The sequence below is a fragment of the Alienimonas chondri genome (genome assembly GCF_013036045.1).
GTDB lineage: Bacteria > Planctomycetota > Planctomycetia > Planctomycetales > Planctomycetaceae > Alienimonas > Alienimonas chondri.
Window position 1 is genome coordinate 32,087 of record NZ_WTPX01000004.1, and the last position, 24,725, is coordinate 56,811.

At 67.1% G+C, this 24,725-nt stretch carries 27 protein-coding genes and 1 pseudogene; all 28 read right to left on the reverse strand.

Annotated elements, in window-relative coordinates:
- Positions 1-94: 94 nt before the first annotated feature.
- Positions 95-211 carry a 50S ribosomal protein L36 gene (gene rpmJ, locus LzC2_RS01080; RefSeq protein WP_171182820.1) on the reverse strand — a complete coding sequence of 39 codons (117 nt, stop codon included), beginning with the start codon at positions 209-211 and terminating at the stop codon, positions 95-97.
- Between the two features lie 275 nt (positions 212-486).
- A complete protein-coding gene (map, locus tag LzC2_RS01085; RefSeq protein WP_246254623.1) occupies positions 487-1,290 on the reverse strand; it encodes a type I methionyl aminopeptidase in 804 nt (267 codons plus the stop codon).
- A gap of 94 nt (positions 1,291-1,384) precedes the next feature.
- Positions 1,385-2,746: a preprotein translocase subunit SecY gene (gene secY / locus LzC2_RS01090; RefSeq protein WP_171182822.1), complete on the reverse strand. Its 1,362-nt coding sequence runs from the start codon at positions 2,744-2,746 to the stop codon at positions 1,385-1,387.
- 311 nt (positions 2,747-3,057) lie between these two features.
- A pseudogene (gene rplO, locus LzC2_RS01095) lies at positions 3,058-3,498 on the reverse strand (50S ribosomal protein L15); the annotation flags it as partial.
- Between the two features lie 103 nt (positions 3,499-3,601).
- Positions 3,602-4,078, reverse strand: coding sequence for a 30S ribosomal protein S5 (rpsE, locus tag LzC2_RS01100; RefSeq protein WP_171182824.1), 477 nt, complete (start codon positions 4,076-4,078; stop codon positions 3,602-3,604).
- A 70-nt stretch (positions 4,079-4,148) separates the two neighbouring features.
- A complete protein-coding gene (gene rplR / locus LzC2_RS01105; RefSeq protein WP_171182827.1) occupies positions 4,149-4,514 on the reverse strand; it encodes a 50S ribosomal protein L18 in 366 nt (121 codons plus the stop codon).
- A gap of 130 nt (positions 4,515-4,644) precedes the next feature.
- Positions 4,645-5,199: a 50S ribosomal protein L6 gene (gene rplF / locus LzC2_RS01110; RefSeq protein WP_171182829.1), complete on the reverse strand. Its 555-nt coding sequence runs from the start codon at positions 5,197-5,199 to the stop codon at positions 4,645-4,647.
- A gap of 113 nt (positions 5,200-5,312) precedes the next feature.
- Positions 5,313-5,708 (reverse strand): 30S ribosomal protein S8, encoded by a 396-nt coding sequence (gene rpsH, locus LzC2_RS01115; RefSeq protein ID WP_171182831.1) that lies wholly within the window; start codon positions 5,706-5,708, stop codon positions 5,313-5,315.
- A gap of 94 nt (positions 5,709-5,802) precedes the next feature.
- Complete coding sequence (gene rplE / locus LzC2_RS01120; protein WP_171182832.1) at positions 5,803-6,372, reverse strand: 50S ribosomal protein L5; 570 nt, start codon at positions 6,370-6,372, stop codon at positions 5,803-5,805.
- A 105-nt stretch (positions 6,373-6,477) separates the two neighbouring features.
- A complete protein-coding gene (rplX, locus tag LzC2_RS01125; RefSeq protein ID WP_171182834.1) occupies positions 6,478-6,831 on the reverse strand; it encodes a 50S ribosomal protein L24 in 354 nt (117 codons plus the stop codon).
- 72 nt (positions 6,832-6,903) lie between these two features.
- Positions 6,904-7,269 (reverse strand): 50S ribosomal protein L14, encoded by a 366-nt coding sequence (rplN, locus tag LzC2_RS01130; protein ID WP_171182837.1) that lies wholly within the window; start codon positions 7,267-7,269, stop codon positions 6,904-6,906.
- Positions 7,270-7,367: 98 nt separating this feature from the next.
- Positions 7,368-7,781 carry a 30S ribosomal protein S17 gene (gene rpsQ, locus LzC2_RS22685; RefSeq protein WP_171182839.1) on the reverse strand — a complete coding sequence of 138 codons (414 nt, stop codon included), beginning with the start codon at positions 7,779-7,781 and terminating at the stop codon, positions 7,368-7,370.
- Positions 7,782-7,864: 83 nt separating this feature from the next.
- Positions 7,865-8,077, reverse strand: a complete 213-nt coding sequence (gene rpmC, locus LzC2_RS01140; RefSeq protein WP_171182841.1) for a 50S ribosomal protein L29 — start codon at positions 8,075-8,077, stop codon at positions 7,865-7,867.
- A 115-nt stretch (positions 8,078-8,192) separates the two neighbouring features.
- The gene (rplP, locus tag LzC2_RS01145; RefSeq protein ID WP_145358916.1) at positions 8,193-8,621 is read right to left on the reverse strand and encodes a 50S ribosomal protein L16; all 429 of its coding nucleotides are present in this window, start codon (positions 8,619-8,621) and stop codon (positions 8,193-8,195) included.
- Positions 8,560-9,255, reverse strand: a complete 696-nt coding sequence (gene rpsC, locus LzC2_RS01150) for a 30S ribosomal protein S3 (RefSeq protein ID WP_171182843.1) — start codon at positions 9,253-9,255, stop codon at positions 8,560-8,562. Before rpsC ends, rplP begins: the two co-directional genes overlap by 62 nt.
- A 41-nt stretch (positions 9,256-9,296) precedes the next feature.
- Positions 9,297-9,641, reverse strand: a complete 345-nt coding sequence (gene rplV, locus LzC2_RS01155; protein ID WP_171182845.1) for a 50S ribosomal protein L22 — start codon at positions 9,639-9,641, stop codon at positions 9,297-9,299.
- Between the two features lie 50 nt (positions 9,642-9,691).
- Positions 9,692-9,961: a 30S ribosomal protein S19 gene (rpsS, locus tag LzC2_RS01160; protein ID WP_171182847.1), complete on the reverse strand. Its 270-nt coding sequence runs from the start codon at positions 9,959-9,961 to the stop codon at positions 9,692-9,694.
- A gap of 77 nt (positions 9,962-10,038) precedes the next feature.
- Entirely contained in the window at positions 10,039-10,899 is an 861-nt protein-coding gene (gene rplB / locus LzC2_RS01165; protein ID WP_171182850.1) for a 50S ribosomal protein L2, read from the reverse strand.
- 95 nt (positions 10,900-10,994) lie between these two features.
- Positions 10,995-11,330: a 50S ribosomal protein L23 gene (gene rplW / locus LzC2_RS01170; RefSeq protein ID WP_171182853.1), complete on the reverse strand. Its 336-nt coding sequence runs from the start codon at positions 11,328-11,330 to the stop codon at positions 10,995-10,997.
- A 48-nt stretch (positions 11,331-11,378) separates the two neighbouring features.
- Positions 11,379-12,089 (reverse strand): 50S ribosomal protein L4, encoded by a 711-nt coding sequence (gene rplD, locus LzC2_RS01175; RefSeq protein WP_246254624.1) that lies wholly within the window; start codon positions 12,087-12,089, stop codon positions 11,379-11,381.
- Between the two features lie 16 nt (positions 12,090-12,105).
- Positions 12,106-12,816, reverse strand: a complete 711-nt coding sequence (rplC, locus tag LzC2_RS01180; RefSeq protein ID WP_171182855.1) for a 50S ribosomal protein L3 — start codon at positions 12,814-12,816, stop codon at positions 12,106-12,108.
- Positions 12,817-13,001: 185 nt separating this feature from the next.
- Positions 13,002-13,331 carry a 30S ribosomal protein S10 gene (rpsJ, locus tag LzC2_RS01185; protein WP_145358908.1) on the reverse strand — a complete coding sequence of 110 codons (330 nt, stop codon included), beginning with the start codon at positions 13,329-13,331 and terminating at the stop codon, positions 13,002-13,004.
- 237 nt (positions 13,332-13,568) lie between these two features.
- Complete coding sequence (locus LzC2_RS01190; protein ID WP_171182857.1) at positions 13,569-14,189, reverse strand: HD domain-containing protein; 621 nt, start codon at positions 14,187-14,189, stop codon at positions 13,569-13,571.
- Positions 14,186-16,219, reverse strand: a complete 2,034-nt coding sequence (locus tag LzC2_RS01195) for an ABC transporter ATP-binding protein (RefSeq protein ID WP_171182859.1) — start codon at positions 16,217-16,219, stop codon at positions 14,186-14,188. Before LzC2_RS01195 ends, LzC2_RS01190 begins: the two co-directional genes overlap by 4 nt.
- Before the next feature lie 207 nt (positions 16,220-16,426).
- Complete coding sequence (locus LzC2_RS01200) at positions 16,427-17,479, reverse strand: ABC-2 transporter permease (protein WP_315854482.1); 1,053 nt, start codon at positions 17,477-17,479, stop codon at positions 16,427-16,429.
- A gap of 142 nt (positions 17,480-17,621) precedes the next feature.
- Positions 17,622-20,558 (reverse strand): c-type cytochrome domain-containing protein, encoded by a 2,937-nt coding sequence (locus LzC2_RS01205; RefSeq protein WP_171182861.1) that lies wholly within the window; start codon positions 20,556-20,558, stop codon positions 17,622-17,624.
- Between the two features lie 52 nt (positions 20,559-20,610).
- On the reverse strand, positions 20,611-23,055 hold the full coding sequence (locus LzC2_RS01210) for a DUF1553 domain-containing protein (protein ID WP_171182864.1): 2,445 nt from the start codon (positions 23,053-23,055) through the stop codon (positions 20,611-20,613).
- A gap of 123 nt (positions 23,056-23,178) precedes the next feature.
- Entirely contained in the window at positions 23,179-24,555 is a 1,377-nt protein-coding gene (locus tag LzC2_RS01215) for a DUF1501 domain-containing protein (protein WP_171182866.1), read from the reverse strand.
- Between the last annotated feature and the right edge of the window lie 170 nt (positions 24,556-24,725).

The following is a 24,725-nucleotide window of genomic DNA, read 5'->3' on the forward strand; positions in this document are numbered from 1 at the left end:
GTTGCTGGCGAGAGGCGAGCGAGGGGCGGCAGCCCCAGGTGCGGTAAAAGAGAAAGGAAGCAGCGAACGAGAGCCGCGATCGAATCGACCGCGACTAACCCTGCCGCTGCTTATGACGGGGGTTGGCGGTGCAGATCACGTAGACCCGCCCCTTGCGGCGGACCACCTTGCACGACTCGCAGATGCGTTTCACGCTGGCACGAACTTTCATCGGACAGTCCTCACTCTAAAGAGCAACGCGGGCGGGGCGAATGGGGCCGCCCGGGGCGGCGACGAAACAGCGAACTCTGCGGACGCCGGGCATCGCCCTAGACGGGAAGCGCCGAGCACGCACAGGGGCGAATCGCCGAGTCTAGGCGCCGTCCGCCGGAACCTCAACCGACCCGACGCGAAAACCGTACCGAAATCGCGCGTCCCGCGGAGTCCGCTGTGCGGACGGCGTGTCCGACCTCCGTATCGGCCGGTCGTCGGTCCGCAAAGCGGATCCTACAATGACAGCGGTTCGCCCACGCCGGCGGTGAGGATCTCGACCCCTCGTTCGGTCAAGGCGACCGTATGTTCGAAATGCACCGCGGCGCCGCCGTCGTCGGTAGTCGCCGTCCACCAATCGTCGTCGGAGACGCTTACGTCCGGGCTCCCAGCCGTCAGCATCGGCTCGATCGCCAGCGTCAGCCCGGGGATAAGATCGAAGTCCCAATCGTCACGATGTTCGTCGGGGTAGTTCGGCACCTCCGGCTCCTCGTGCATCGTCCGACCGAGGCCGTGTCCGCTGAATTCTTTCACCACCCCGAAGCCTGCGGCGGCGGCGATCTCCGCCAAAGGTCCGGCGATCTCGCTCCACCGCTGACGCTTCGGCAACTCACGGAGCGCGAACGCCAACGACTCCCGCCCGCAGTTCATCAACCGGGCATGCTCCGCAGACGGCTCGCCGACGGCGTAGGTCCAGCCGCTGTCGCCGCACCACCCTCGGATGCGCACGCCGACATCCACGCTGACTAGATCGCCCGCTTTCAGCACGCGATCCGAGGGGATGCCGTGCACCACCTCTTCGCCCACGCTGATGCAGGTCACCGCGGGGAAGGGAGGACCGTCGCCGTCCGGGTTGGGAAAACCGAGGAACAGCGGGGAGCCGCCCCGCTTCCGCATCGCCCGCCAGACGGCGTCGTCCAGCTCCCGGGTCGTGACGCCCGGCTTGAGAATCGCCCGAACCGCGTCATGACACGCAGCGACCGCCGCTCCGGCCGCCCGCATGCGGTCGATCTCGGCGGCGGTCTTCAGCGTGACGGGCAAGGGAGTTAAGCGTTGAGAGACCCGAGTTGAGAGGCGGTCGGCGACGACCCCAGCGTACTCTCAACTCTCACTTCTGAACTCTCAACTCCACCCCTCAGTTCTCCGCGTCCAGCAGGCCCGGGTAGTTCCGCATGACGAGGTGGCTGTCGATCTTCTGGACGAGGTCCAGCACGACGCTCACGACGATCAGCAGGCCGGTGCCGCCGTAGAAGCTCGCCGCCATCGGCGGAACGCCGAGGTAGGAGCTGATGATCGCCGGGATGATGGCGACCAGCGCCAGGAACGCGGCGCCGACGTAGGTGATGCGAACCATCACGGCTTCGAGGTGGTTCGCCGTCCGGGCGCCGGGGCGATAGCCGGGGATGAAGGAGCCGTAGTCCTTCAGGTTCTCCGCCATGTCCTTCGGGTTGAAGGTAATCGCCGTCCAGAAGTAGCAGAAGAAGTAGATCAGCGCGACGTAGAGCAAGTTGTAGATGAAGCCCTGCCCGCCAAACGCCTGATCGAGCTCGTTCAGGATCCCCACGTTCGGGAACACCTGCCCGAGGTAGTGGAAGATGAAGTAGGGGAACATCAGCAGACTGCTGGCGAAGATGATCGGCATGACGCCGGCCTGGTTCACCCGCAGCGGCAGGCTCTGGCGCTGACCGCCGGCGCTCTTGCGGCCGCGAACGTGCTTCTGACTTTGGATCGGAATCCGCCGCTGCCCCTGCGTGATAAACACGACCCAGGCCACGACCCCTGCGAACAGCAATGTCAGTAACAGCAGCGTGTCGATGCCCATCTCGGAGCCGAGGGCGATACCGTCCTTCAACGCCGGCCGCAGCAGGTCGTAACCGGCGCCGGGCATCTGGGCGAGGATGCCCGCCATGATCAGCAGCGAGATGCCGTTGCCGATGCCGTAGGCGTCGATCTGCTCGCCGATCCACATCAGGAAGATCGTCCCGGCCGTCATCACGATCGTCCCGAGCATGTAATACAGCCACCAGTCGTACTCGGTCATAATCAACTTCTGGCCGGTCAACGCCCCGCTGGAGAGCTGCTTGATCCAGAAGTAACTCTGCCCGATACAGATCAGCACGGTGGCGTATCTCGTCCACTCGGTGATCTTTCGTCGCCCGCTTTCGCCCTCCTTCTGCAGCTGCTCAAGCGGCGGATACACGCTGCCGAGCAACTGGAAGATAATGCTCGCCGAGATGTACGGCATGATCCCCAGACCGAAGATCGTGGCGTTCGACAGGCTGCTCGCGGAGAACAGGCTGACGACCTGCAGCACCTTCCCGGTGGGGTCGGTGCTGTCGCCGCTGCTTTTGGCCTGCAGCGCGGCGAGCTGATCCTGGTCGATGAACGGCAGGGGGATGCTGAACCCCATGCGGTAGACCGCCAAGAGAATCAGCGTGAGCAGGATCTTCCGCCGCAACTCGGGGATGCGGAAGACGGTGACGAGCTTATTGAACATCGCGTCCCGCGGTCCTTCGGGGTCTGATCGTCGGGGATATCGATCTGCCAGCCGCGGAGAATCGCGGCGGGAAGCTACTCTTCAGAGTCGCCAGCGTCGGCGGAGGCGTCGTCGTCGGTCAAGGTCTCTTTGACGGACTCGGCCGCGCCGGCGACCGCTTCGGCCGCGGAAGCCACGACGCCGGCGGCGGCGCCCGTCGCGGCAGCGGCGGCATCTTTGGCTTCGCCGGCAGCGCCGCTGACGGTATCGCCAGCGGCCGCCAACGCCGCGGAGACGCCGCGCCGCTTCTTACTCTCGGGCTTCGTGCGGGGCAGCTCTTCGACGGTGCCGCCGGCCGCTTCGATCTTCTGCTTGGCGCTGGCGCTGAAGCGGTGAGCCTTCACCGTCAGCTTCTTGGTCAGCTCGCCGTCCCCGAGGATCTTGACCACGTCGAACGGGCCGTTCGTGAAGCCCTTGTCTTTCAGGAAGTCCGGCGTGATCTCGGTGCCGGCATCGAAGATCTCCAACGCGGAGACGTTCACCGCGGCGACCTTCAGCCGGAACTTCGCATTCGAGAAGCCCCGCTTGGCGACCCGCATGAACAGCGGGGTGGTGCCGCCCGCGAACCCGGTCCGCTTGCTGGAACCGGCCCGCGAGAAGAAGCCCTTATGGCCGCGACCGCTGGTCTTGCCGTGGCCGGAGCCGGGACCGCGACCGACCCGCTTTTTCTTGCGGTTCTTGCGGATGCCCTGATGGACGTCGTCGATAATCATTGTTCGGCTCCCGCCTCGCCCGTGCCGTCGTGCGGCGGACTGATCAGAAAAGTGTGAACGAAGCGTCAGCCGTCCTCTCGAAGAGGACGGCTCACAGTGCGGTTTAGAGTTCGACGCCGCGAAGCGTCGCGACCGTCTCACGGGTCCGCAGGGACTCCAGCCCCTGCATGACCGCCTTCACCAGATTGACCGGGTTCGAGGACCCGATCGACTTGGTGAGGATGTCCGTCACGCCGGCGCTCTCGACGACCGCCCGCACGGCTTCGCCGGCGATGATGCCGGTACCGGGGCGGGCCGGAATCAGGATCACCTTACTGCTACGATAGCTGCCGATCACCTTGTGCGGGATCGTGCCGTCGACCAGCGGGATGTCCTTCATCTGGCGATTGGCCTGTTTGGTGGCCTTCTCAATCGCCAGGGGCACCTCGATCGCCTTGCCGTAGCCGTAGCCGACCTTGCCCTGCGAGTTCCCGGTCACCACCAGCGCCGTGAAGCTAAACCGACGGCCGCCCTTCACCACGCAGGAGCAGCGGCGAATCTGAACGGTCTTTTCCGGCGAGTCGCCGCGGCCTTGAGACATCGGGAGACGAACGTGGGGAGAAAGGTGATCGGGTGCCGCGCCGAACGAGGTTCGACGCGGGCAGAAATGCTTAGAAGTTCAAGCCGCCGTCGCGAGCGCCTTCAGCCACCGCCGCGACGCGGCCATGAAAGGCGTAGCGACCGCGATCGAAGACGACCTCGGTGATGCCGGCCTCTTTCGCCCGCTCGGCGATCAGCGAACCGACCTTCTTCGCGGACTCCGCGTCGCCGGCGGCCTTGCCGTCGGAGGAGGACTCCGTCGTGCTGGCGGCGGCGAGCGTCTTGCCCGCGACGTCGTCGATCAACTGGGCGTAGGTGTGCTTGTTCGACCGGAACACCGTCAGCCGGGGACGGCCGGCGGCGAACTTGCGAATGCGGTTGCGCACGCGATAGCCGCGACGGGCGCGGGTCTTGGCGAGCTTCTTCTGGGTGGGCATCGGCGTGTGGTGGGTTCGTCTCGCCCGGCGGCGGGCCGGGCACTATGCGGTGGGGCGGCGAAAAGGGCAACCGCCCGAGGGAGCGGTCGGGGGCCGAACGCCGACGTTCGGCCCCGATCAACGACGCGGCCTACTTGCCGCCGGCGCCGAACGCCTTACCTGCCTTCTGCTTGACCTGTTCGCCGTCGTAGCGAATTCCCTTGCCCTTGTACGGCTCGGGCGGCCGCACCTTGCGGACGTTCGCGGCGAACTGGCCGCACTTCTGCTTGTCCGGGCTGCGGACGACGACGTGCGTCTGATCCGGCAGCGTGCATTCGACGCCGTCCGGGACCGTCAACTCGATCGTGTTGGCGAAGCCGACCTGCAACGCGAGCTTGTTGCCGTTCAGCTTGGCGTTGTAACCGACGCCGCGAATCTCCAGCTTCCGCTCGAACGGTTCCTTGACCCCGATCACCATGTTGTCGATCAGCGAACGCGTCAGCCCATGCAGGGCGCGGTTCTGAGCCTGATCGTTCGGCCGGGTGACGGAGACGCTCTTGCCGTCGTCGGCGAGCGCCACGGTCATGTTCGGGTGTGGGGCGAACGACAGGTCGCCCTTCGGGCCCTTGACGTTCACGGAGCCGCCGTCGACGGAGACGGTCACGCCGTCCGGCACGACGACCGGCTGCTTACCGATACGAGACATGGGAGGTTCTCAGGAAGAGTCCGTCGGCGAGCCGCTTGGGCGGTGCGTCCGGGAGGAGGGAAGAGAGACGAACGTTCGCCGGCCTCTTGGAAGAGGGCAGCGAAAAAGTCGGCTCAATAAATCGTGCAGAGGACTTCGCCACCGACGTTCTGCTCTTTGGCCTCGCGGCTGCTCAGAACGCCCTTGTTGGTGCTGAGAATCGCCACGCCCAGGCCGTCGAGCACCACCGGGGTGCCTTTGACGTTGGCGTAGACGCGCCGACCGGGCTTGGAGAAGCGATCAATCTTTGTGATGACCCGCTCGCCGTTCGGACCGTACTTGAGGATCAGCCGCAGCGTGCTGCGCGGCTCTTCCTCGACGATCTCGTACTCCCAGATATACCCCTCACGCTGGAGGGCTTCGGCGATGCCGACCTTCAGCTTGGACGTGGGAATGTCGACGTGCGGCCGCTCGATCGCGACTGCGTTGCGGATGCGGGTGAGCATGTCCGCCACCGGGTCGGTCATCATGGCGGGGGCCTTGGGGCGAAAGAAGTGGGAGGCGAGCGGGGGGCGTTCGCCCCCTGAGCGTTATGAGTGGTGAAAAAGCGACGTGAGCGCGAGACTACCGACGACGACCGCCGGTGTCGCCCGGCTTGCGGAGCGGCAGGCCGAGCTTCCGCATCAGAATCCGGCCCTCGTCGTCATCCTTGGCCGTGGTCACCATCACGATGTTCATCCCCTGCTGGTTGGGGAAGCGGTCCGGGTCGACCTCGGGGAACACGTACTGCTCGTTGAGGCCCATGTTGAAGTTCCCGGCGCCGTCGAAGCCCTTGGGGTTCAACCCGCGGAAGTCACGAACCCGCGGCAGGGCCAGGGCGACCAGCCGATCGAGGAACTCGTACATCCGAGCGCCCCGAAGCGTGACCATCACGCCGACCTCGGTCCCCTCGCGGAGCCGGAACTGCGAAATGCTCTTGGTCGCTTTCCGCCGGGCCGCCTTCTGGCCGGCGATGATCGACAGCATGTCCTGAGCCTGATCGATCAGCTTGCTGTCGCGGCTCGCTTCGCCCAGCCCCATGCTGATGACGATCTTCGTCAGCTTCGGCAACGAATGCGCGTTGTCGCGGCCGATCTCTTTCTTGAGCTCGGGGAGGACTTGCTCCTCGTACTTCGTTTTCAGGCGAGGCTGCATGAGATTCTTTCAGGGGACCGGCAATCAACCGCGGCGGGGGAGACGCCGCTTGCCGATACGCTTTCGCGGGTGCGGTGAGACTTAGAGTGGGCGAACGAAGCGATGCTACTTGGAGGCGTACTTGGCCTTCGGGGGGCTGACGATCCCGGCAGCGTTGCCGCTCCCTTTGCAATAACGCTCCTTCGCGCCGTCCTCGGTGAAGCGGTACCCCAGGCGGCAGGGCTTGCCGGCGGCCTGATCGAAGTACATCACGTTAGAGGCGTCGATCGCCATTTCCATCTCGAGCCGGCCGCCCTGCGGACTCTTGGGATGGCCCTTCTTGACGTGCTTGAACGCCACGGCCACGCCCTCGACCACGACCTTCTTCCCGCCGTCGCGCACTTCCAGCACCCGCTTCGGCTGCGTGGATTTATGGTTGCCGGCGGTGACGACGACGAGGTCGTTCTTTTTGATCTTCATAGCTGAAGGCGAGCGTGGGGCGTCAGCCCCGAAAGCGGGGCGCGATCTTGTACGTGGGGGACCGAACGACTCTCAGACCACGTCGCTGGCGAGCGACACGATCTTCATGAACTTGCCCCGCAACTCCCGGGCGACGGCCCCGAAGATCCGAGTGCCGCGCGGGTTGCCGTCCTTGTCGGTCACGACCAGGGCATTCGTGTCGAACCGCACGTAGCTGCCGTCCATGCGGCGGGTCGACTTGCGAGTGCGAACGATCACCCCGCGGGTCACCGTGCCCTTCTTAATCGCCGAGCCGGGAGCCGCCTTTTGAACGGAGACGACGATCACGTCACCCAGGCCGGCCGTCCGCTTCTTCGTGCCGCCCAACACCTTGATGCATTTGACGATCTTAGCCCCGGAGTTATCCGCGACCTCGAGTTCGGTTTCCATCTGGATCATCGGGAGGCCTCAGACGCCGGACGCGGCGGATCAAAAAGGGTGCGGGAAAAACGCGTGGCGGGACGCGGAAAAGCGGCGGGAACGCCGTGCGGCGGGAGTCAGGCCAAGCCTTCCGGGGAGCCGGCCGCTCCGGCGGCGCCGGTCGGCGGCTCGGCGAGCCCCTCCGGCGCGGACACCGGCTGCCCGTCCGGGGCGGGAGTGTTATCCGCCGTGGCGCCCGTCGCCTCGGGCACATCGGCCTCAGTCTCCAAGCTGGCCTTCACGGCCACCTCGTCGGAGGCCTGAACGACCTTCACCAACTCCCAGCGCTTCAGCTTGGAGTGCGGCTTGGACTCGATAATCTCAACCACGTCGCCCAGCTTGCCGCGCTCCTGCGGGTCATGGGTGTGACAGACGGTCCGGCCACGAACGATCTTGCCGTACTTCGGGTGCCGATACCGGCGCTGCACCTCGACCTTCAAGGTCTTGGAGTTTACGTCGCTGGTCACGGTGCCGCGGAGTCGGGTCTTCATCGCTGGAGGGAGAGCATCGGGAGGAGTGCGGGGCGCCGGCCGTGGGGGAGGAACCGGGGAAACTTAGAGCGAACGATCGAGCGTCAGGCCGCGGCGACGGCTTCGGACCGTTCGCGTTCGTGACGGATCGTCAGGATGCGGGCCACGTCGCGACGCAGCTTCTTGAGGTTCGAGGGAGCTTCCAGCTTCTCGGTACTCGCCTGGAACCGTAAACGGAACAGTTCCTGGCGGGTGCTGTTGAGCTGGTGGCCGAGTTCCTCGACGCTCATCTCCCGCAATTCGGAGGCGGTCGCCATGATCGTGTCTCTGGGTTGCGGGGGACGCGGGATATCGAAAACAAGGGCGACCCGGTGAGGGCCGCCCGAACGGGGCAGTGTGGCGAGACGGCCTTCCGGCCGCAACGCTCACGGCCTAAGACTGCAACGGACCGGGGGTCTTTTCGAGCAACCGGACTTTCACCGGCAGCTTGTAGGCGACGCGAGCGAAGCAATCCTTCGCCGCGTCTTTCGACACGCCGAGGACTTCAAACAGCACGGTGCCCGGGCGGACGACGGCAACCCAATGATCCGGGTCGCCCTTACCCTTACCCATCCGCGTTTCCAGCGGACGGGCGGTGACGGGCTTGTGCGGGAAGATGCGAATATACAACTTCCCCTCGCCCCGGATGTACTGCATGATCGCGATCCGGCTCGCCTCGATGGTGCGCGCCGTCACGTAACCGGCCTCCGTGGCCTGCAATCCGAAGTCGCCGTAGGCGATGGTGTTGCCCCGTTGGGCCTCACCTTTTATACGCCCTCTTTGCTGCTTGCGGTGCTTGACCCGCTTGGGCATCAACGCCATGAGTTTCTTCCGAGTAGTCGCCGAGGTCGATCCAGACTTTGACTCCGATGATCCCCTGGGCCGTTTTGGCCTGGGCGAACCCGTAGTCGATGTGACGCCGCAATGTGCTCAGCGGGATGCTCCCGCGGCTGGCCTTCTCACGACGGCTCATTTCTGAGCCGCCCAAACGGCCGGCCAATTCCATTTTCACGCCGAGGACGCCGGACTCCATCACGGAGTCCATCGTCCGCTTGATCGCCCGGCGGAAACTGCCGCGACGCTCCAGCTGACCGGCGAGGTCTTCCGCAACCAGCACCGCGTTGCGGTTCGGGTTGGAAAGCTCCACGATCTTGACGTCCATACGACGGCCGGTCAGATCCTCCAGTTCAGCCTTCACCCGGTCCACGTTCTGGCCTTTGGAGCCGATCAGGACGCCGGGCTTGGCGCTGTGCAGATGGACGACCACGCTGTCGCGGGTGCGTTCGATATCGACGCGGGCGATCGCCGCGTTGTTGTTCTTGGACTTGATGAAAGTCCGAATCTTGTGATCTTCGACCAGGAGGTCGCCGAAGTTCTTCTTGTTGGCATACCACTTGGAGCGGTGAGGCTCCGTGATGCCGATGCGGAAACCGGTGGGGCGGGTCTTCTGGCCCATCGCTGCGGTCCTGTTCTGAGGTGTGGTGGCGAGGGGCGGGACTAGGCGACTTCCGGGGCGTCGACGGCCACATGAATGTGGGCCGTGCGGCGACGGATCATGTAGGACATCCCGCGGGCACGAGCCTGCGAGCGCTTGATCATCGGGCCGCCGTCGACGCGGGCTTCCGCGATGATCAGCCCCTCCGGGTTGCGGGCGCCTTTGTCTTCCGCGTTGGCGACGGCGCTTTTCAGCACCTTCTCCAACATGCGGGCTCCGCGGTTATGGATGTATTTCAGCTCTTGCTCGGCCTGACCAGCGGTCTTGCCGCGGATCAGGTCCGCGAACGGACGCACCTTCGTCGCCGAGATGCGGGCGAACTTGTGGACGGCGCGGACGTGTGACACGGGAGCAGGGCGAACAGGCGTGAGGCGGACGTAACAGAGCGGGAGGGCGATTAGCGTTTGCCCTTCGCTCCATGGCCGCGGAAGGTGCGGGTGAGGGCGAATTCGCCGAGCTTGTGCCCGACCATCTCCTCGGTGATGTAAACGTCGATGTGCTTCCGACCGTCGTGCACCTGGAAGGTGTGACCGACGAAGTCCGGGATCACGGTGCTGGCCCGTTCCCACGTCTTGATCGGGATCTTGGTCCCGTCGGCGTCCTGCTTCTCCACCTTCTTCAGAAGGTGCGCGGCGACGAACGGCCCTTTTTTGGTGCTGCGACCCATTTGCGAGGTGAAGGCGGGAGGTGAACGAAAAGGAGACGGAGTGCGGGGGATGAACGAGCGGGTCGAAGACTCGCCGATCAGGTTTTCTTGACGCCGTAGCGACGCGACTTACGACGCCGGACGATCGACTTGGAGCTGGCTTTCCGCTTCTTGCGGGTGTCGCCGCCCTTGGCGAGGACGCCGGTCGGCGAACAGGGGTGACGACCGCCGGAGTTCTTGCCTTCGCCGCCGCCCATCGGGTGAGCGACCGGGTTCATCACCGTACCGCGAACCTTCGGACGCCAGCCCATGTGGCGCTTCCGCCCGGCCTTACCGAGCTTGATGGCGCTGTGCTCGCTGAAGCCGACGGCGCCGATCGTCGCCCGACAGGCGGCCGGCACGCGGCGAACCTCGCCGGAGGGCAGCGTCAGCTGAGCCCAGGAGGATTCGCGGGCGTTCAACACGGCTTCGGTGCCGGCGGCGCGACAGATCTGTCCACCGCGGCCGGGCCGCATCTCAATGTTGTGAACGGTGGTGCCCAGCGGAATCGCGGACAACGGCATGCAGTTCCCGACGTCCGGGTCCAGGCCGGACTCGGCACTCATCACGGTCATGCCCGCTTCCAGCTTCGCCGGAGCCAGGATGTACCGCTTCTCGCCGTCGGCGTATTCCAGCAACGCAATCCGGCAGGACCGGTTCGGGTCGTACTCGATGCCGACCACGTTCGCCGCGACGTCATCCTTCTCGCGACGAAAGTCGACGAGGCGATACATCTTGCGAGCGCCGCCGCCCCGGTGACGAGCGGTGATCTTGCCCTGGTTGTTCCGACCGCCCTTGCGGGTGATGCGAACCAGCAGCGACTTCTCGGGCTGCTTCTTCCGGTCCGTGATCTCCGCGAAGTCCGCGACCGACGCGTCGCGGCGGCCCGGACTGGTCGGTTTGTAGTTGCGGATGCCCATGAGAGCGGGAGTCGGAGGGGAGCGAAGTTGAGAGTAAAAGGCGAGCGGCGGACGTCAGCCCGCCATGCGGTCGCAATAAAGGTCGATCGGGTGAATCAGAAGAACGAGATCTGATCTTCCGCGTGCAACTTGACGATGGCCTTCTTCCAGGCCCGGGTCCGACCGAGGCCGGAACGAGTCCGTTTCGTCTTGCCGGCACGGTTCTGGGTGCGAACCTTATCGACCCGGACGTTCCAGATCGTCTGCACGGCGTTTCTGATGTCGTACTTACCGGCCTGCGGGTGCACCTCGAAGGTGTACGCGTTGTGCCGCTCGGAAAGGTGCGTGCCCTTTTCGGTGACCAACGGCCGCAAGATAACGCTGTAGGGGTCGAGTTCGATCGCCCGATCGGCGGCGAACTGTTCCGGCTTGGGGGGACGGGGGCGGCCCATGATGAATTCCTCCGGCGGTGGTCGTGCGTGCGGTGCGGGAGGGGAAGGTCAGGCGGCGAGCCGCTGATCGGCACGGCCGAGCAGCGAGTCGAGGGCGGCCGTGGTGATCACGAACTGCCGCTGGTGCAGCACGTCGTAAGCGTTCAGATCGCCGACCGGACGCACCCAGAGGTGCTCCAAGTTGCGACAGGCCCGCCAGGCGAGGGGGTCGTGGCCGTCCAGCGCCAGCAACGCCGGCTGACCGTACAGGCCGAGCGCCTTGAGGCGATCGGCCGCCAATTTGGTACGGGGCTCGTCGAGGTCGAACCCGTCCACGACGACCGCTTGGCCGTCCTGGAACTTCGACAGAATCGACATCCGCGTGGCGAGGCGAACCGCCTTGCGGGGCATCCGGGTGTACCAGTCCTTTGGCTTGATGCCGAAGGTCACGCCGCCACCGCGACGGACAGGGGTCCGCTTAGCACCCATCCGGGCACGGCCGGTGCCCTTCTGGCGGTAAATCTTTTTGGTGGAGCCGGCGACCATACCGCGGGAGCGGGTCTGAACCGTGCCCTGCCGCTTGTTACGCTCGTACATCACGACGGCGTCGTGAAGGAGCTGCTTCGAGATCGCCGAGGCCAGCTCGTCGCCGTCGAAGTCGTAGGTGCCGGTCTCGCCGCCGTCGCGGCCGAGCACGGGGACGCTAATCGCCGCCATGTGTCGCAGGTGGGTGGGAAGAACCGGGGAGGATAAAAGGGTGAGGGCGAACCAGAGTTCCAAGCGAACCGCGAAGCGGTCAGGCGGACTTCTTGTGACGGTTCTTGGTGGTGTGCTTCAACTCGACGAGACCGCCGTTCGGACCGGGCACGGCGCCGCGAAGCAGAACGGCGTTGTTTTCCGCGTCGACGCGGACGATCTCCAGGAACCGCACCGTCACACGATCGTTGCCGTAGCGGCCGGGCATCTTCGTACCCTTCATCACGCGGGCCGGGTCGGCGCTCTGACCGATCGAGCCGCCGTGACGGTGAACCCGCTTGACGCCGTGCGTGGCCCGCTGGCCGCTGAAGTTGTGACGCTTCATGACGCCGGCGGTGCCGCGGCCCTTGCTGGTGCCGACGACGTCGATCCGCTTCAGATCGGCGAGCGCCTCGACCGTCAGCTCGTCGCCGACGGACAGGCCGTGCTCTTCGCCGTCGGTGCGGAACTCGCGAAAGTGCGTTTTCGGCTCGCAGTTCGCCCGGGGAGCCGGCTCGACGCCGGCCTGCTTGCGAGCTTCCTGCTTCTTGCCGCCAAGATCGGCGACGTGACCCCGCTCGGCCCGACTGGCCTTGCGGCGATCCTTATCAAGGAAGCCGACTTGCACCGCCTCGTAACCATCCGACTCGACGGTCTTCACCTGAGTGACGACGCAGGGGCCGGCCTGGACGACGGTCACCGCGATGCGGGAACCATCTTCCTCGAACACCTGCGTCATGCCGATCTTGCGGCCGAGCAGTCCGACGGGCATGGCGAGGAGGCGGGCGTGAGGGAGGCGAGGAGGAAGACCGGAGCCCGGGGCGCGAACCGCGGGACGGGCAGAATTGTCTGGTAGAGAGAACGCCCCCGAACCCGGAAGCGAGACTCAGACACGCCGACGAAAACGCGGGCGTGAAACGGAACAGCGAGACGAAAGACGACCGACGCGAAGGGCACTCAGCCCCCGACGCTGGCCTTAATCTTGATATCCACGCCGGCAGGGAGCGAAAGCTTGTTCAAAGCGTCGATCGTCTTGCCGGTCGGCTGGAGAATGTCGATCAGGCGTTTATGGGTGCGAATCTCGAACTGTTCGCGGCTTTTCTTGTCCACGTGGGGGCCACGCAGCACGGTGTACCGCTCGATCCGTGTCGGGAGCGGGATCGGTCCGTGAACGCGGGCCCCGGTTCGTTTCGCCGTATCGACGATATCAGACGCACTCGCGTCTAATGTGGAGTGCTCGTAAGCCTCCATCCGAATCCGAATGCGTTCCTGACCTGTCCCGGCCATTCCGTCTCGAGTGTTTGCCGAGTGGTTTCAAGTAAAGCCGCGGCACACAAGGCGTGTCTCGAAAGACGCGTCCCGCGGGCGGTCGGGGAGAGTAAGGGCGACGGTTCTGGCCGTCAACGAACTTGGGCACGATTGGCACGGAAGTTTTTGGAACGGGCCTTGCGCTTCCTTCACGGCCCGTTCACGGGAACCTCTCGTCGCCTCGCCTGAACCGTGCAGAGACAGCGTTTCATGCTGTTACGGCCGGTTCGACAGGTGCTCGAGAACCGCCACGCATGCCGCCGCCAATTTCTCCGTGCGGTCGCACCGGAGCGCCTCAATCGTCTCCCAGGTCGCTTCCAACCAGCGTCCGCGGGGGGCGTTGAACAGCGCCCAGACGTCGACGCCCGCGGCCAGATCCGCTTCCAGGCATCGCAGATTGTGCAGCTTGTCCGCCAGGGCGAGCGCCCGGGCCGCCTCATCGGCGTCGGCCAGACGCGTGCGGTGCTCGGCTTTCCGCGTCTCCCACGGGAGCTTCGTCCCGCTCTCGTCCCGTTTGCGTTCGGAGAGCGCCGCGACCAGTTCGCAGACGCGCGGGGGAAAGGATGTCGCCAGTTCCGCGGGAGTGACCGCGGTGTCCTCCAACACATCGTGCAGCGCCGCGGCGGCGAGGAGTTCGTCGTCCTCCGCCCAGCCGGCCCGGCAGAGAATCACCATCACCGCCCATGTGTGGGTGACGTAGGGCACCTCAGACCCTTTCCGCAGGTGACCGATGTGGGCGACGGCGGCGAACCGCGTCGCCTGAGCCAGCAGCGGAGGAAACGGGTCGAGCCCGGTCGGTTCGACGGGAACGCGATCCGAGGGCGCCGCGTCGCTCACGCCGTCGAACCGGCGAGGGCGGGAGAACCGGGCGACGGGCGACCGTTCGAGGGGCCGGCCGGCTGCGGGGCGGTTCCGTGACGGAAGTGATTGAACCGCACGTATTCCCAGTGCCGGTACAGCGGCACCTTCTGCACAAGTTCTTCCCGCGGACCCACCGCCTCGACGGCGCCGCGATGCAGCAACACGACGCGATCGGCCCGGCGAAGCGTGGTCATCCGGCCGGGCAGCAGCAGCACGGTGCGGCCGGGGAACACCCGGGCGAAGGTGTCGTCGAGTTGCGCCTTGCTGTCCTCGTCCAGCCCTTCGCTCGGTTCGTCCACGATGAGGACCGCCGGGTCGCGGAGCACCGCCCGGGCCAAGCCCAATCGAAAGAGTTGTCCGGGAGTCAAAGTCTCCCCGAACTCGCCGAGCACCGTTTCGTAGCCCTGCGGGAAGCGTTGCACGAAGTTGTGCACGTGGGCCGTCTTCGCGGCGTCGATCACCTTGGAGAGGGGCACCTCCGGATCGCCGCCGGTGAGGTTCTCGCGAACGGTGCCGGTGAAGCAGGGATCGCCCCCGCCGACGTAGACGGTCTCCGCACGCAGGCTTTCCAGCGTCACCCAGGCGATGTCTTCGCCGTCGTATTTCACGCGGCCGCGCTGCGGTTCGAGGAACCGCGGCGGCAGGCTGACCAGTGCCTTCGCTTCGAGCGACTCCGGCGCGGCGATCGCGGTGACCTGGCCCGCCGGCAGCGACAGGCTGACGCCGTCCAGCAGTTTGCGGCCGCGAGGATCCGTGTAATGAACGTCGTCGAACTCCAGCGTCCGGGAGAGCGGTTGGAGGAACTTGGCCCCGACGGCCTGCCCGACCTCCGGGACGCGGTTCAGATAGCGGTAGATCCGATCCGCGGCGACGGCGGCGGCGTGCCGATCACGGTGCAGATCGGCCAGTTCGTTGAGCGGTCGCAGCAGACTGAACGCGATGCCGAGCAGCAGCAACGCATGGGCCGGGGTGAACGCTCCGCCGGTGTTCAGCACCTTCGTCCCGAGGATGCCCAGCACCACGGCACCGGCCAGCACCAACGCCGCCCGCGCCAGCCCGCGCGACAACCGGGCTTTGCGATTCGCGGCGGCGAGATCGGACTGATAGCGACCGAGGTGCGTGTTGAAGCGATCGCTCTCGAACTCCTCCATCCCGTATCCCCGCACGACGCGGGCCTTGGTCAGCCCCTCGGCGAGCAGCCGCAGCGCCTTGTCGCTGCGATGCGTGGCCAACCGACGGGCCAGCTTCACCGACACCGCCTGACGACGGAGCAGCCACCAGCAAACCAGCAGCGGGAACGCGATGTAGAAAGTCATCAGCGGGCTGACCAGCAGGGAGAACGCCGTCAGCACGATGATCTTCGCCGGGTAGCGGCCGAGCCGCAGCACCCCGTCCTGCAACCCCTGCCGGAGCGTCTCGCCGTCCACGGTGAACAGGCCGAGGACCTCCTTGGCGGCCTCTTCCGTCAGGTCGCTGGGACCGAGCCGCAAGGCTTGCCGATGCAACGCCTTTCGCAGCCGCGTCACCGCCGCTCCGACCGCCCGGGCCGCCGCCAGCCGCGCCCAAGACAAACAGAGCGACCGCATCAACCCGAGCACCACGGCGGCGCCGATCAGCGTCGCGAGCGCCGGGAGGTTCGATTGCAGCGTTTGTACGTTGCGGTACAGCCAGGCGAGCGGCGGACCGAGGACGCCGTCCCGATTCATCCACACCGCATGCGCGATGCCGCGATCGCCCGGCGCCATGCGATAGCCGTCCGGGATCGCGACGACGCCGTCCTCATCCGGGGTGGCCTGCCCCGTCAGGACGAGCAGGTCCGCCAGATGATCGTTCTCGGCGGAGACCGTCCCGCGCGAAATCAGCAGATCCGCGATGAGATACAGCGACAGCAGCACGCCGCACAGCAGCAACGTCGCCGCGAAACCCAGCAGTGCGCTGCCCAACGATCGACCGCGAACGTATTCACGCGGGGGAAACGCGCGGCGAAGGGAGGCGTGGGCGGGCACGACGATCGGCTCCCTGAACGGCGGTGGTTGTGAATGGAACCCGGAAGCGGCGGACACACCAGTCTAGCAGGCTCCCCCGGACGAACGGCAGTCGCCGCACGATCGACGCCGTTCGATCCGCGTTTTCCGCGGCAGAACCGATAGGACCGGGGAGTCCGACCGCCGTTCGGCTCCCGATCCGGTCGAGAAGAGAACGGCGAACGCACGTCAGGCCAAATCGCGGTCCTCGAACAGCAGGAACGCCACGAGAATCGCCGCGGAGCTGTAGCAGACCGTGTAGAGCGTCGCCCAACCGAGGTATTCGGGCGGCACGAGCGCCTCCCGGGCGATCGCGGCCTCGCTGCTATACGCCGGCAGGGCGGGCAGCACGGTGGCGATCAGGCCGGCGATGAACCGCACCCCCTCCACCAGCGCCCCGCCGTCCCCCTTCCACAGCACCAGCACCCCCGTCAGGTGGCCGACGATGAACACCGTGAAGCAGACGCTGAGGTTCACGACCATCGGCAGGCGACAACTGATCGCCACGCTGATCGCCGTCAGCACGGCGATCTCCAGATACACCAACATCAAAGCGGGCACGATCTCGAACGTGGACAGCAGCGCCTCGACGTTCGGCACGAGGATCTCTTTGCCTTCCAACGCCCCGCCCAGCCCGATCTGCTTGGGCTGCACCCATTCGGTGTAGTCGATCGGCTCGCCGGACTCCTTCGCGTCGTAGGCGACCTTGTAGAACACCAGCCCCATGAAGATCACGCCGACGACGACGGTCAGCAGGCCGACCGCCTGCAAGATCCCGAGGTACTTCCCCAGCACGAACTGCCGGCGGTTGATCGGTTTGGACAGCAGCGTCATCGCGGTGCGGCCCTCGATTTCGTCGTGAATCGTCGTGCTGGCGGTCCAGACGGCGACCAGCAGACCGACGATCAGCATCGTCGCCAAGCCGGTGTCCTTCAGCATTTTGACGTCCTCGCCGAGGCTGAAGAACGGCAGGAAGGTGTTGACCACCAGCAGCGCCACGGCGAGCGCCATGCTCAGCAGGAAGACCGGCTGACGAACGGCCTCCTTCGCGGTCGCCGCGGCCAGCACCCCGGCCCGCGTGGTGCGACGGAAGACGTATCCGCCGATTGCGACCGCCAACACGACGCCGGCCACCAACAGCCAGCCCTTCGGCGAGTTCCCGCCCACGCCCCAGCCGGACGATTCCTCCCCGATCTGGGCCAGGACCGGAAGGATCGAACCGAGAACGGGCGCGACGGACACGGGCGGCTGGAGCGGGCGGTACGGGACGGGGGCGACGCTGCTACGCGGCGGCGGACAGTACCGTTGGGGCCGCACGCGGCCAATCGAGCCGCCCCCCGGAGCGATCCGCACGTCGGCCGGCCGGACGACCGCGCAAACCGGCTCACTCCGCCGCGACGCCCCCTCCTGACACAGCGACGCGCTCGCCCGGGCCGGCGACCCGCAGCGAGACCACGCCGCTGCACTGGCCGCCTTCGCCTTTGCTGCGGGCGAACACCGGCCGCACGCTCGGCGGCACCCAATCGGCCGCGGTGAGGAAGATCTGCCGTTCGGTCTCTCCCCTGCGAATCAGCACGCCGGACAGGCCGATGTTGTTCACGATCACCCCGTGCGGCAGGCCGAACAGGTCGAACTTCTGCTCCCCGCCGAACGTCTCCCCGTTTCCCTCGGCATCGCCCCCCTCGGCATTCGCAGTGGGCTGGCGATCCATGACGAGGTTCGCGGTGATCGTCTCGCCGGGGCGGATGACGAGATTCCCGTCGGCGTCCAGGTGCGACCCCGCGTCCGGCTCCAATCGCACGGTGAACTTCGGCGGCGGACCGACGGACAGCTTGCCGAGGTCGCCCAGCGATTCGACCCGCTCCTCGCCGTCGACCGTCCCGGTCGCGGTGACGGAGACGGCTTTCCACTGCTCTTCGCTCGGCGATTCGGCGTCCGCGGCGGCGCGGATCACGGCGCTGACGTCGAAGTGCCCCGCTTCGATCTCGACCGGCCCGCCGACCGTAAAACCCTCCGGCAGATGGTCGAACGCGACCGTCAACGGCCCGTTCCAGCCGTCGTGTCGGTCGACGCGGATCTCGAACTTCATCCCGCTCCCCGCCGGTACGGTCAGTCCCCCGCCGGGCCGCTGCACCGACGCCGTGAACCCCGGCTGCGGCTCGCGCAGCGTGAGCTTGTAGCCGTAATCCGGCCCGCCCTCGCCGCGGACGTCGCGGACCCGCACGAGATACTCGCCCGTCGAGGACGCCTGCGCGGAGCCGGCCGGCGGAGCGACGAACCGCAAGCGGGCGGCGGAGCCCCATTCCCGCTCCGGATCGTCGTCGCTGACGTAGTTCACCTCGAAGATCGGCAGCCCGTTGTCCGGCAGGTCGGCGTCGGGATCGTGCGGGGCGACGGTGTAAACCGGCTCGTACAGCGAGTGGGCCGTGGCGCTGGTGCCGAAGTAGTTGATGCGGTGCTTGTTGTCGGGGCGCTCGTAAAACACGAAGCCGCTGTCCGGTCCCTGCGGCGCCCGATAGAACCGCACGACCTCGCCGCTCATGTAGAGATATTCGTTCAGTTCCATTTCGTCCCAGAAGTCCAACCGCGTGTCGTTGGACCGCATTGAATCGATCGGCCGGAAGTTGATCACGCTGGCCCGCGTCGCCTGCAGTTGGACCCGCATCACCGGCTCGCCGTCAGGACGGAGGATCTCCAGCAGCGGGTCGGTCGGCGTGGCGTTCGGGCCGCTGCCCTCAGTCTCGCGGACGCAGCTCAACACCCACTCGCTGCCCGGGGCGGCGGCGAAGCGGTACAGGTCCGCATCGCCGGGTTCGCCGATCACGCCGTAGACGGTCGAGGGCGCCAGCGGCGTCGCCGTCGCCGGGGCGTCGTTCGGTTCCACTTCGTTCGCGGGGGAGTCCTCCACCGCAGCGATTCGCTCACCGGCTCCCCCCGACTCGCCGTCGCCAGTAGGCGGCGCGTCCCCCGATTCGCCCCCCGCGAACCTCACCCGCTTCACAGAACCGTCCAGCAGGCCGACGAGCGCCCCGACTTCATCTGATGCGCCTGTCACCGCCACCGCCGCCGGCCAGTCGGGCAGCGTGACCGCGGGGGCGGCCTGGACGAAGCCGTTCTTCATTTCGCGGGGCCGATTCCACAGTTTGACGGTCGAGTCCTCCGCCGACGTGATGAGTTGCCCGCCGCGGCCCGCGTCGTCGAGCGGAGCGAACGTCAGCGACAGCACCGGGCCGCGGTGGACGAACTGACTCAGCCGCACCTTCGTCGTGCCCTGTCGGCCCTCGCCGGTCAGTTCCCACGCCCGCAGGGTGCGGTCGGCCCCGGCGGCGAGCAGGTGCGTGCCGTCCGGCGTGAAGGCGACGCACAACTGGGCGCCCGCGGGTTCGGTCAGCGTGTCCTTCAGGGCGCCCGTAGTCGCGTCCCACAGCTTGATCGTGCGGTCGTCCGAGGCCGTCGCCAGCAGCGGCAGCGTCGGGTGGAACGCCGCCCCGAACACCGGGCCGTTGTGGCCCTTCAACACCCCCTTCTCCAACCCGGTCGCTGGATCCCAGAGCCGCACGAGCTTGTCGTACCCGCCCGTCGCCAGCGTTTCCGTATCCGGGGAGAGCGCCGCGGCGAGGATCGCGTCCGCGTGCCCGCGGAGCACGTAGGCCGGTTCGTCGCCGGTCTCGCTCCACTCGCCGACGTCCCAGACGACCACCGCCCCGCTCAGGCCCGGCTCGCCCGCGGCGGCCAACACGCGCTCGTCATCCAGCCACCGCAGCGCGTGCACGTGCCCCGGCACGCCGGTCAGCGTGCGAGACGGCTTGAGGGTGTCGGCTTCCATCAGTTCGACCCGCCCGTAGCGGCCGACGGCGACGGTCGCCCCGTCCGGGCTGAGGGCGAGGGCGTGCACCGGCTCGCGGACGGTCTCCGCCGTCACGGCGATCTCCGGCACGATCAACGTCGGTTGATCGCTCCCCCCGAGCGCCCCGGCGTCCACCCACCGCTTCAGCAGGGCAACCTCCTCCGCGGACGGCCGCGGTTCGTCCTCCGGGGGCATCAACTCGCCCTGCGTGCCGTCGAGGAGGCCGAAGATGCGGCTCCCCGCCGCGTCGCCGGGGACGATGACCGCCCCTTCGTAACCGCCTTTGAGCAGCGAGGCGTGATCGTGCAGGGCGAACTCGCCGTATTGCTCGCCGGCGTTATGACAGCCGGAACAATACTTCGTCAGCAGCGGGCGGATTTCGCGGTCGTAGTCCGGCCCCCCCGGCTCGCCCTCCGCCGCGATAGCGACCGGCGTCAGGAGCAGCGTGAAAGCGGCGAAGCGAACGGCGAACATAGCGGCGACGGCGGGCGGCAAGGTGCGGATGGACGGGGCGACGGCGAGCGGTTCAGTGCTGGAACAGGAACTCGCGACTGCTGAGCAGCCCCCAATACAGGTCTTCGAGAGCGATGCGTTTCTCGTCCCCCTCCGCGGCGCCCAGCACCGCGGCGACGGCGGCAGCTTCTTTCTCCGTCGGCGACCGGCTCAGCGAGGCGAGATAGGCCTCTTCGATCAAGTCTGCATCGGGCTTCCCGGAGGCCAGTCCCTCCTTGATCCGACCGGCGTCGGCGGAGAGTTTCTCGTTCAAGGTGCCGCCGTTCATCACGTGCAAGACCTGCTTCATGCTCGGCATCTCCGTGCGTTCGCAGGCGCATGTCTTCAGGCGTTCCGCACGGCCGAAGGCGTCGAGGAAGTAGCTGGCGACGGCGCTGTCCTTCAATTGAATCGCCTTCGTCCCCTCGGGCTGATCCTTGAAGGTCGTCGGTACCGCGGTCGCGGAACTGAAGGCGTCCAGCAGCACTTCGGCCTTTAGACGACGCGGGAGGAAGTGCGAGTAGTAGCGAGTGTCGCTCTCCGCGCCCGGCTCCGGGATGCTGCTGCGTTGGTAGGCTTCGCTGGTGAGGATCAGCCGCATCAACCGCTTCAGATCGTAGTCGTTCGCGACGAGATACTCCGCGAGCGCGTCCATCAACGCCGGGTTGCTGGGCGGGTTGGTCAGCCGCAGGTCGTCCACGGCGTCGACCAGACCGACGCCCATGTAGTTCTCCCACACGCGATTGACGATCGCCCGGCTGAAATAGGGGTTCGCGGGGTCGGTGAGCCACTCGGCCAGCACCTCACGGCGGTCGCCGGCGAAGTCGGCGGGGAGGGCGTCCGCGTCCAGCGGGGCGGGGGGTTGGGCCTCGCCGGTGCGGGGTTGAATGAGGTCGCCGTCGTCCGCGACGAAGATCGTGCGGTTCCCGTCGCCGTTACGGTAATCGCCGCCCCAGCCCTTGCCGCGGACGCGGCCGAACAGGTTCGCGAAGGCGTAATATTGGTCGTTGGTCCACTTTTCGAGCGGGTGGTCGTGGCACTTCGCGCAGGCGATCGACATGCCTAGGAACGCCGCGGAGGTGGTCTCCGCCATCGTTTCCGGGTCTTGATGCAGGGCGAAGAAGTTGGCGGCGCCGTTGTCGAACGTGCCGCCCTTCGCCGTGACGACGCCGTGGGCGAACTCGTCCCAGCCGGCGTTCTCCTCGACCCGTTCCCGGATCCAGCCGTAGAAGCTCTCCACCGCCTTGGGCCGCAGGCGATCGCCGGAGACCAGCAGCAGGTCGCTCCATTTGTGCGTCCAGTAATCGACGTATTCCGGCGAGGCGAGCAGTTCGTCGACCAGCCGTTCCCGCTTGTCCGGGGCGTCGTCAGCGAGAAACGTCCGCACCTCGTCCGGCGTCGGCAAACGGCCGGCGACGTCGAGGCAGGCCCGCCGCAGGAAGGTCGCGTCGTCGCACCGCGGGGAGGGCGGCAGGTTGAGGGCGTCCAGCTTCTCCAAGACGAACCCGTCGATCAGGTTCGCCTGGGGGGCGTTCGCGTAGACGCCCTCCGCGGGCGCTTCGGACCGCGGCACGACGGCCGTGCTGACGACGTTGCGGGCGAGGTACCACGCGACCACCGGCCCCTCGCCGGGGCCGACGACGGTCATCACGCCGTCGTCCGAGACCGTCGCGACGGAGGCGTCCGCAGCGGTGAACTTCGCCCAACGGGTGACGTCCTCGGTGCGGCCGTCGGTGAAGTGCGCGATGACGACGGTCGGCTGCACGTCGCCGACGCCCAGCGTGACACGCTTCGGCAGGATTTCGAGCCGATCGAGCCGCGGATCGTCCTCCGTCGGGGCGGGGGCGCCGGCGGCGAGCCATTCGCTGATGACTCGGTAATCGTCGCTGCCCTCCTCGAACCGCAAGCCGCCCTTATGCGGCACCGCGGCCGTCGGTTTGGTGAGCAGCAGCGACCGGGCCGGGTCGCTCGGCACGATCCGCCGCCCGCGGGCGGCCCGGGTGATGGCGTGGAAGTCCGTGTCCGGGTCGTAGCCCCGCAACGACAGCAGGAACCCGCCCTTGCCCGCCGCGGCGCCGTGACAGGCGCCCGCGTTGCACCCGCGCTTCGTCAGCACGCTCTGGACGTGATTGCGGAAGCTCCAGGTCTGGGACTGATCGAAGTCCGTGACGGTCGCCGCGACGGTCGCGGAGCGTTGACCCAGCGTCGCGGTGAGCGTCGCGGTTCCGTTGCCCATGGGCACGGCCACGCCCTCCTTCACCGCGACGACGGCTTCGTCATCGCTGCTCCAAACGACCTCGGGCGAGGCGGGGCCGAGCGTGCCGTCCGCCCCGCGGGTCTGCACGAGCAGCGTTTGAAAGTCCTTCGGACCGGTCAGTTCGACCGTCGCCGGCAGCACGGCGAGGCCGGCGTCGGCCGAGGTTCCCCCAACCTCCGCGGGTGCGGCGAGCAGGGCGGCGGCGAGGAGCAGGGGCGTCATACGGCAGCGATCGCAAAGTCGATTCGGTGAGACCGGAGCGCGAGCTCCGGCAGTGCGTCGTTCGGTTCAGCGTTCCGCCGGCTCCACCGACGGCCGGAGCTGGCGCTCCGGTCTCACAACCTGTCAGGCGAACAGCTCGTACAGCGGTTTCGTGCCGAAATCGACCAGCGGGAACGGTCGACCGGCGGGGCCGGGGAGGTGCTGTTCGAGGTCCAAGCCGAGGCTGTGGAAGATCGTGCCGACGATGTCCGCGGGGCTGGTGGGCCGTTCCGCGGGGTAGGCGCCGATCTCGTCGCTGGCGCCGATCGCCCGGCCGCCCTGCACGCCGCCGCCGGCGAAGTACATCGTCCAGCACTGCGGCCAGTGATCGCGACCGCCGGCGGGGTTCACCCGGGGCGTGCGGCCGAACTCCGCGAGGTTGCAGACCATGGTGTCCTCCAGCATCCCGCGGTCGATCAGGTCCGTCAGCAACGCCGAATACGCCTGGTCGTACATCGGGGCGACGATGTCCCGCATGCCCTCAATGGAAGTGAACGGCTTGGTGCCGTGGATGTCCCAGGTGATCTCGTCGAACACCGTCAGGAAGGTGTTCACCGTGACGAACCGCACGCCGGCCTCGATCAGCCGGCGGGCCAGCAGAAGGCTCGCGCCGAAGCGATTGCGGCCGTAACGGTCGCGGACGTCGTCCGGTTCCTGGTTCAGATCGAACGCCCCCCGCGCCTCCGGGCTGGTGATGAGGCGGTAGGCGCTCTCGAAATTGGAGTCCATCAGCCGCGCCTGTTCGCTGCTCTCGAACGCGGCGGCGTGGCCCTCCACGATGCTCCGCAGCTTGCGGCGCCGTTCGAGCCGGGCGTCGCCGATGCTCTTCGGCGGCAGCAGGTCGGGGACCTGGAAGTTCGGCTTGCTCGGATCGGCGTTCAGGATGAACGGGTCGTAGCCGCGGCCGAGGAACCCGGCGTCCTGACCGTTCGGCAGGTTCCCGCCGACCCGGCCCATTCGCTCGGGAAGGATCACGCTGGCCGGCAGATCGCTTTTGCGACCGCGGAGGTAGCTCAGCACGCTGCCGGCGTGGGGGGTGTTGACCCCGCCGGAGAAGTACCGCCCGGTCTGCATCATCTGCAGGCCCGTGTCGTGCACGGCGGGCGCCGTGTGGTAGCAGCTCCGGACCATGCTGAACTTGTCCGCCAGCTTGGCGTGCTCCGGGAGGATCTCCGAGAGCAGGAAGTCGCCTTTCGTCGGCACCGCTTTGAACGGCCCGCGGATCTCCTTGGGGGCGTCCGGCTTGGGATCGAAGCAGTCCTGAGCGCTGGGGGCGCCGAGGTTGAAGATCAGGATGCAGGCCTTGTCCTCGTGCCCGGACTTGACCGCCCCGGCTTCGGAGGCGGCGGCCATATCCGCGAGGTTCAGCCCCAACGCGGAGAGCGCCCCTACGGTGAGGAAGTCGCGGCGGGTGGAGCCGTCGCAGTCGTGGGCGGAGCCGTCGCCGAGCAGATTCAACATGGCCGCGGGTCGCATCGTTCGAGGAGCGGATTCCCCGTGACGTACGCCGGCGCCGCCACGCGAAGCGCGGTCGTCCCAGCGAAGCAGGCACAGCCCGACGAAGGCCGCACCGGGGTCACGGTGACGGCGGGGTCGCACCGCCTCGGCATCGTGCGACGCGCGCCTGCCCG

Coding starts and splice junctions, on each gene's coding strand:
- rpmJ (WP_171182820.1), bottom strand. CDS start 211: ATGAAAGTTCGTGCCAGCGTGAAACGCATCTGCGAGTCGTGCAAGGTG.
- secY (WP_171182822.1), bottom strand. CDS start 2,746: ATGTTCAATAAGCTCGTCACCGTCTTCCGCATCCCCGAGTTGCGGCGG.
- rpsE (WP_171182824.1), bottom strand. CDS start 4,078: ATGTCTCAAGGCCGCGGCGACTCGCCGGAAAAGACCGTTCAGATTCGC.
- rplR (WP_171182827.1), bottom strand. CDS start 4,514: ATGCCCACCCAGAAGAAGCTCGCCAAGACCCGCGCCCGTCGCGGCTAT.
- rplF (WP_171182829.1), bottom strand. CDS start 5,199: ATGTCTCGTATCGGTAAGCAGCCGGTCGTCGTGCCGGACGGCGTGACC.
- rpsH (WP_171182831.1), bottom strand. CDS start 5,708: ATGATGACCGACCCGGTGGCGGACATGCTCACCCGCATCCGCAACGCA.
- rplE (WP_171182832.1), bottom strand. CDS start 6,372: ATGCAGCCTCGCCTGAAAACGAAGTACGAGGAGCAAGTCCTCCCCGAG.
- rplX (WP_171182834.1), bottom strand. CDS start 6,831: ATGAAGATCAAAAAGAACGACCTCGTCGTCGTCACCGCCGGCAACCAT.
- rplN (WP_171182837.1), bottom strand. CDS start 7,269: ATGATCCAGATGGAAACCGAACTCGAGGTCGCGGATAACTCCGGGGCT.
- rpsQ (WP_171182839.1), bottom strand. CDS start 7,781: ATGAAGACCCGACTCCGCGGCACCGTGACCAGCGACGTAAACTCCAAG.
- rpmC (WP_171182841.1), bottom strand. CDS start 8,077: ATGGCGACCGCCTCCGAATTGCGGGAGATGAGCGTCGAGGAACTCGGC.
- rplP (WP_145358916.1), bottom strand. CDS start 8,621: ATGGCGTTGATGCCCAAGCGGGTCAAGCACCGCAAGCAGCAAAGAGGG.
- rpsC (WP_171182843.1), bottom strand. CDS start 9,255: ATGGGCCAGAAGACCCGCCCCACCGGTTTCCGCATCGGCATCACGGAG.
- rpsS (WP_171182847.1), bottom strand. CDS start 9,961: ATGGGTCGCAGCACCAAAAAAGGGCCGTTCGTCGCCGCGCACCTTCTG.
- rplB (WP_171182850.1), bottom strand. CDS start 10,899: ATGGGCATCCGCAACTACAAACCGACCAGTCCGGGCCGCCGCGACGCG.
- rplW (WP_171182853.1), bottom strand. CDS start 11,330: ATGGGCCGCCCCCGTCCCCCCAAGCCGGAACAGTTCGCCGCCGATCGG.
- rplC (WP_171182855.1), bottom strand. CDS start 12,816: ATGCCCGTCGGACTGCTCGGCCGCAAGATCGGCATGACGCAGGTGTTC.
- rpsJ (WP_145358908.1), bottom strand. CDS start 13,331: ATGGCCGGGACAGGTCAGGAACGCATTCGGATTCGGATGGAGGCTTAC.
- LzC2_RS01205 (WP_171182861.1), bottom strand. CDS start 20,558: ATGTTCGCCGTTCGCTTCGCCGCTTTCACGCTGCTCCTGACGCCGGTC.
- LzC2_RS01210 (WP_171182864.1), bottom strand. CDS start 23,055: ATGACGCCCCTGCTCCTCGCCGCCGCCCTGCTCGCCGCACCCGCGGAG.
- LzC2_RS01215 (WP_171182866.1), bottom strand. CDS start 24,555: ATGTTGAATCTGCTCGGCGACGGCTCCGCCCACGACTGCGACGGCTCC.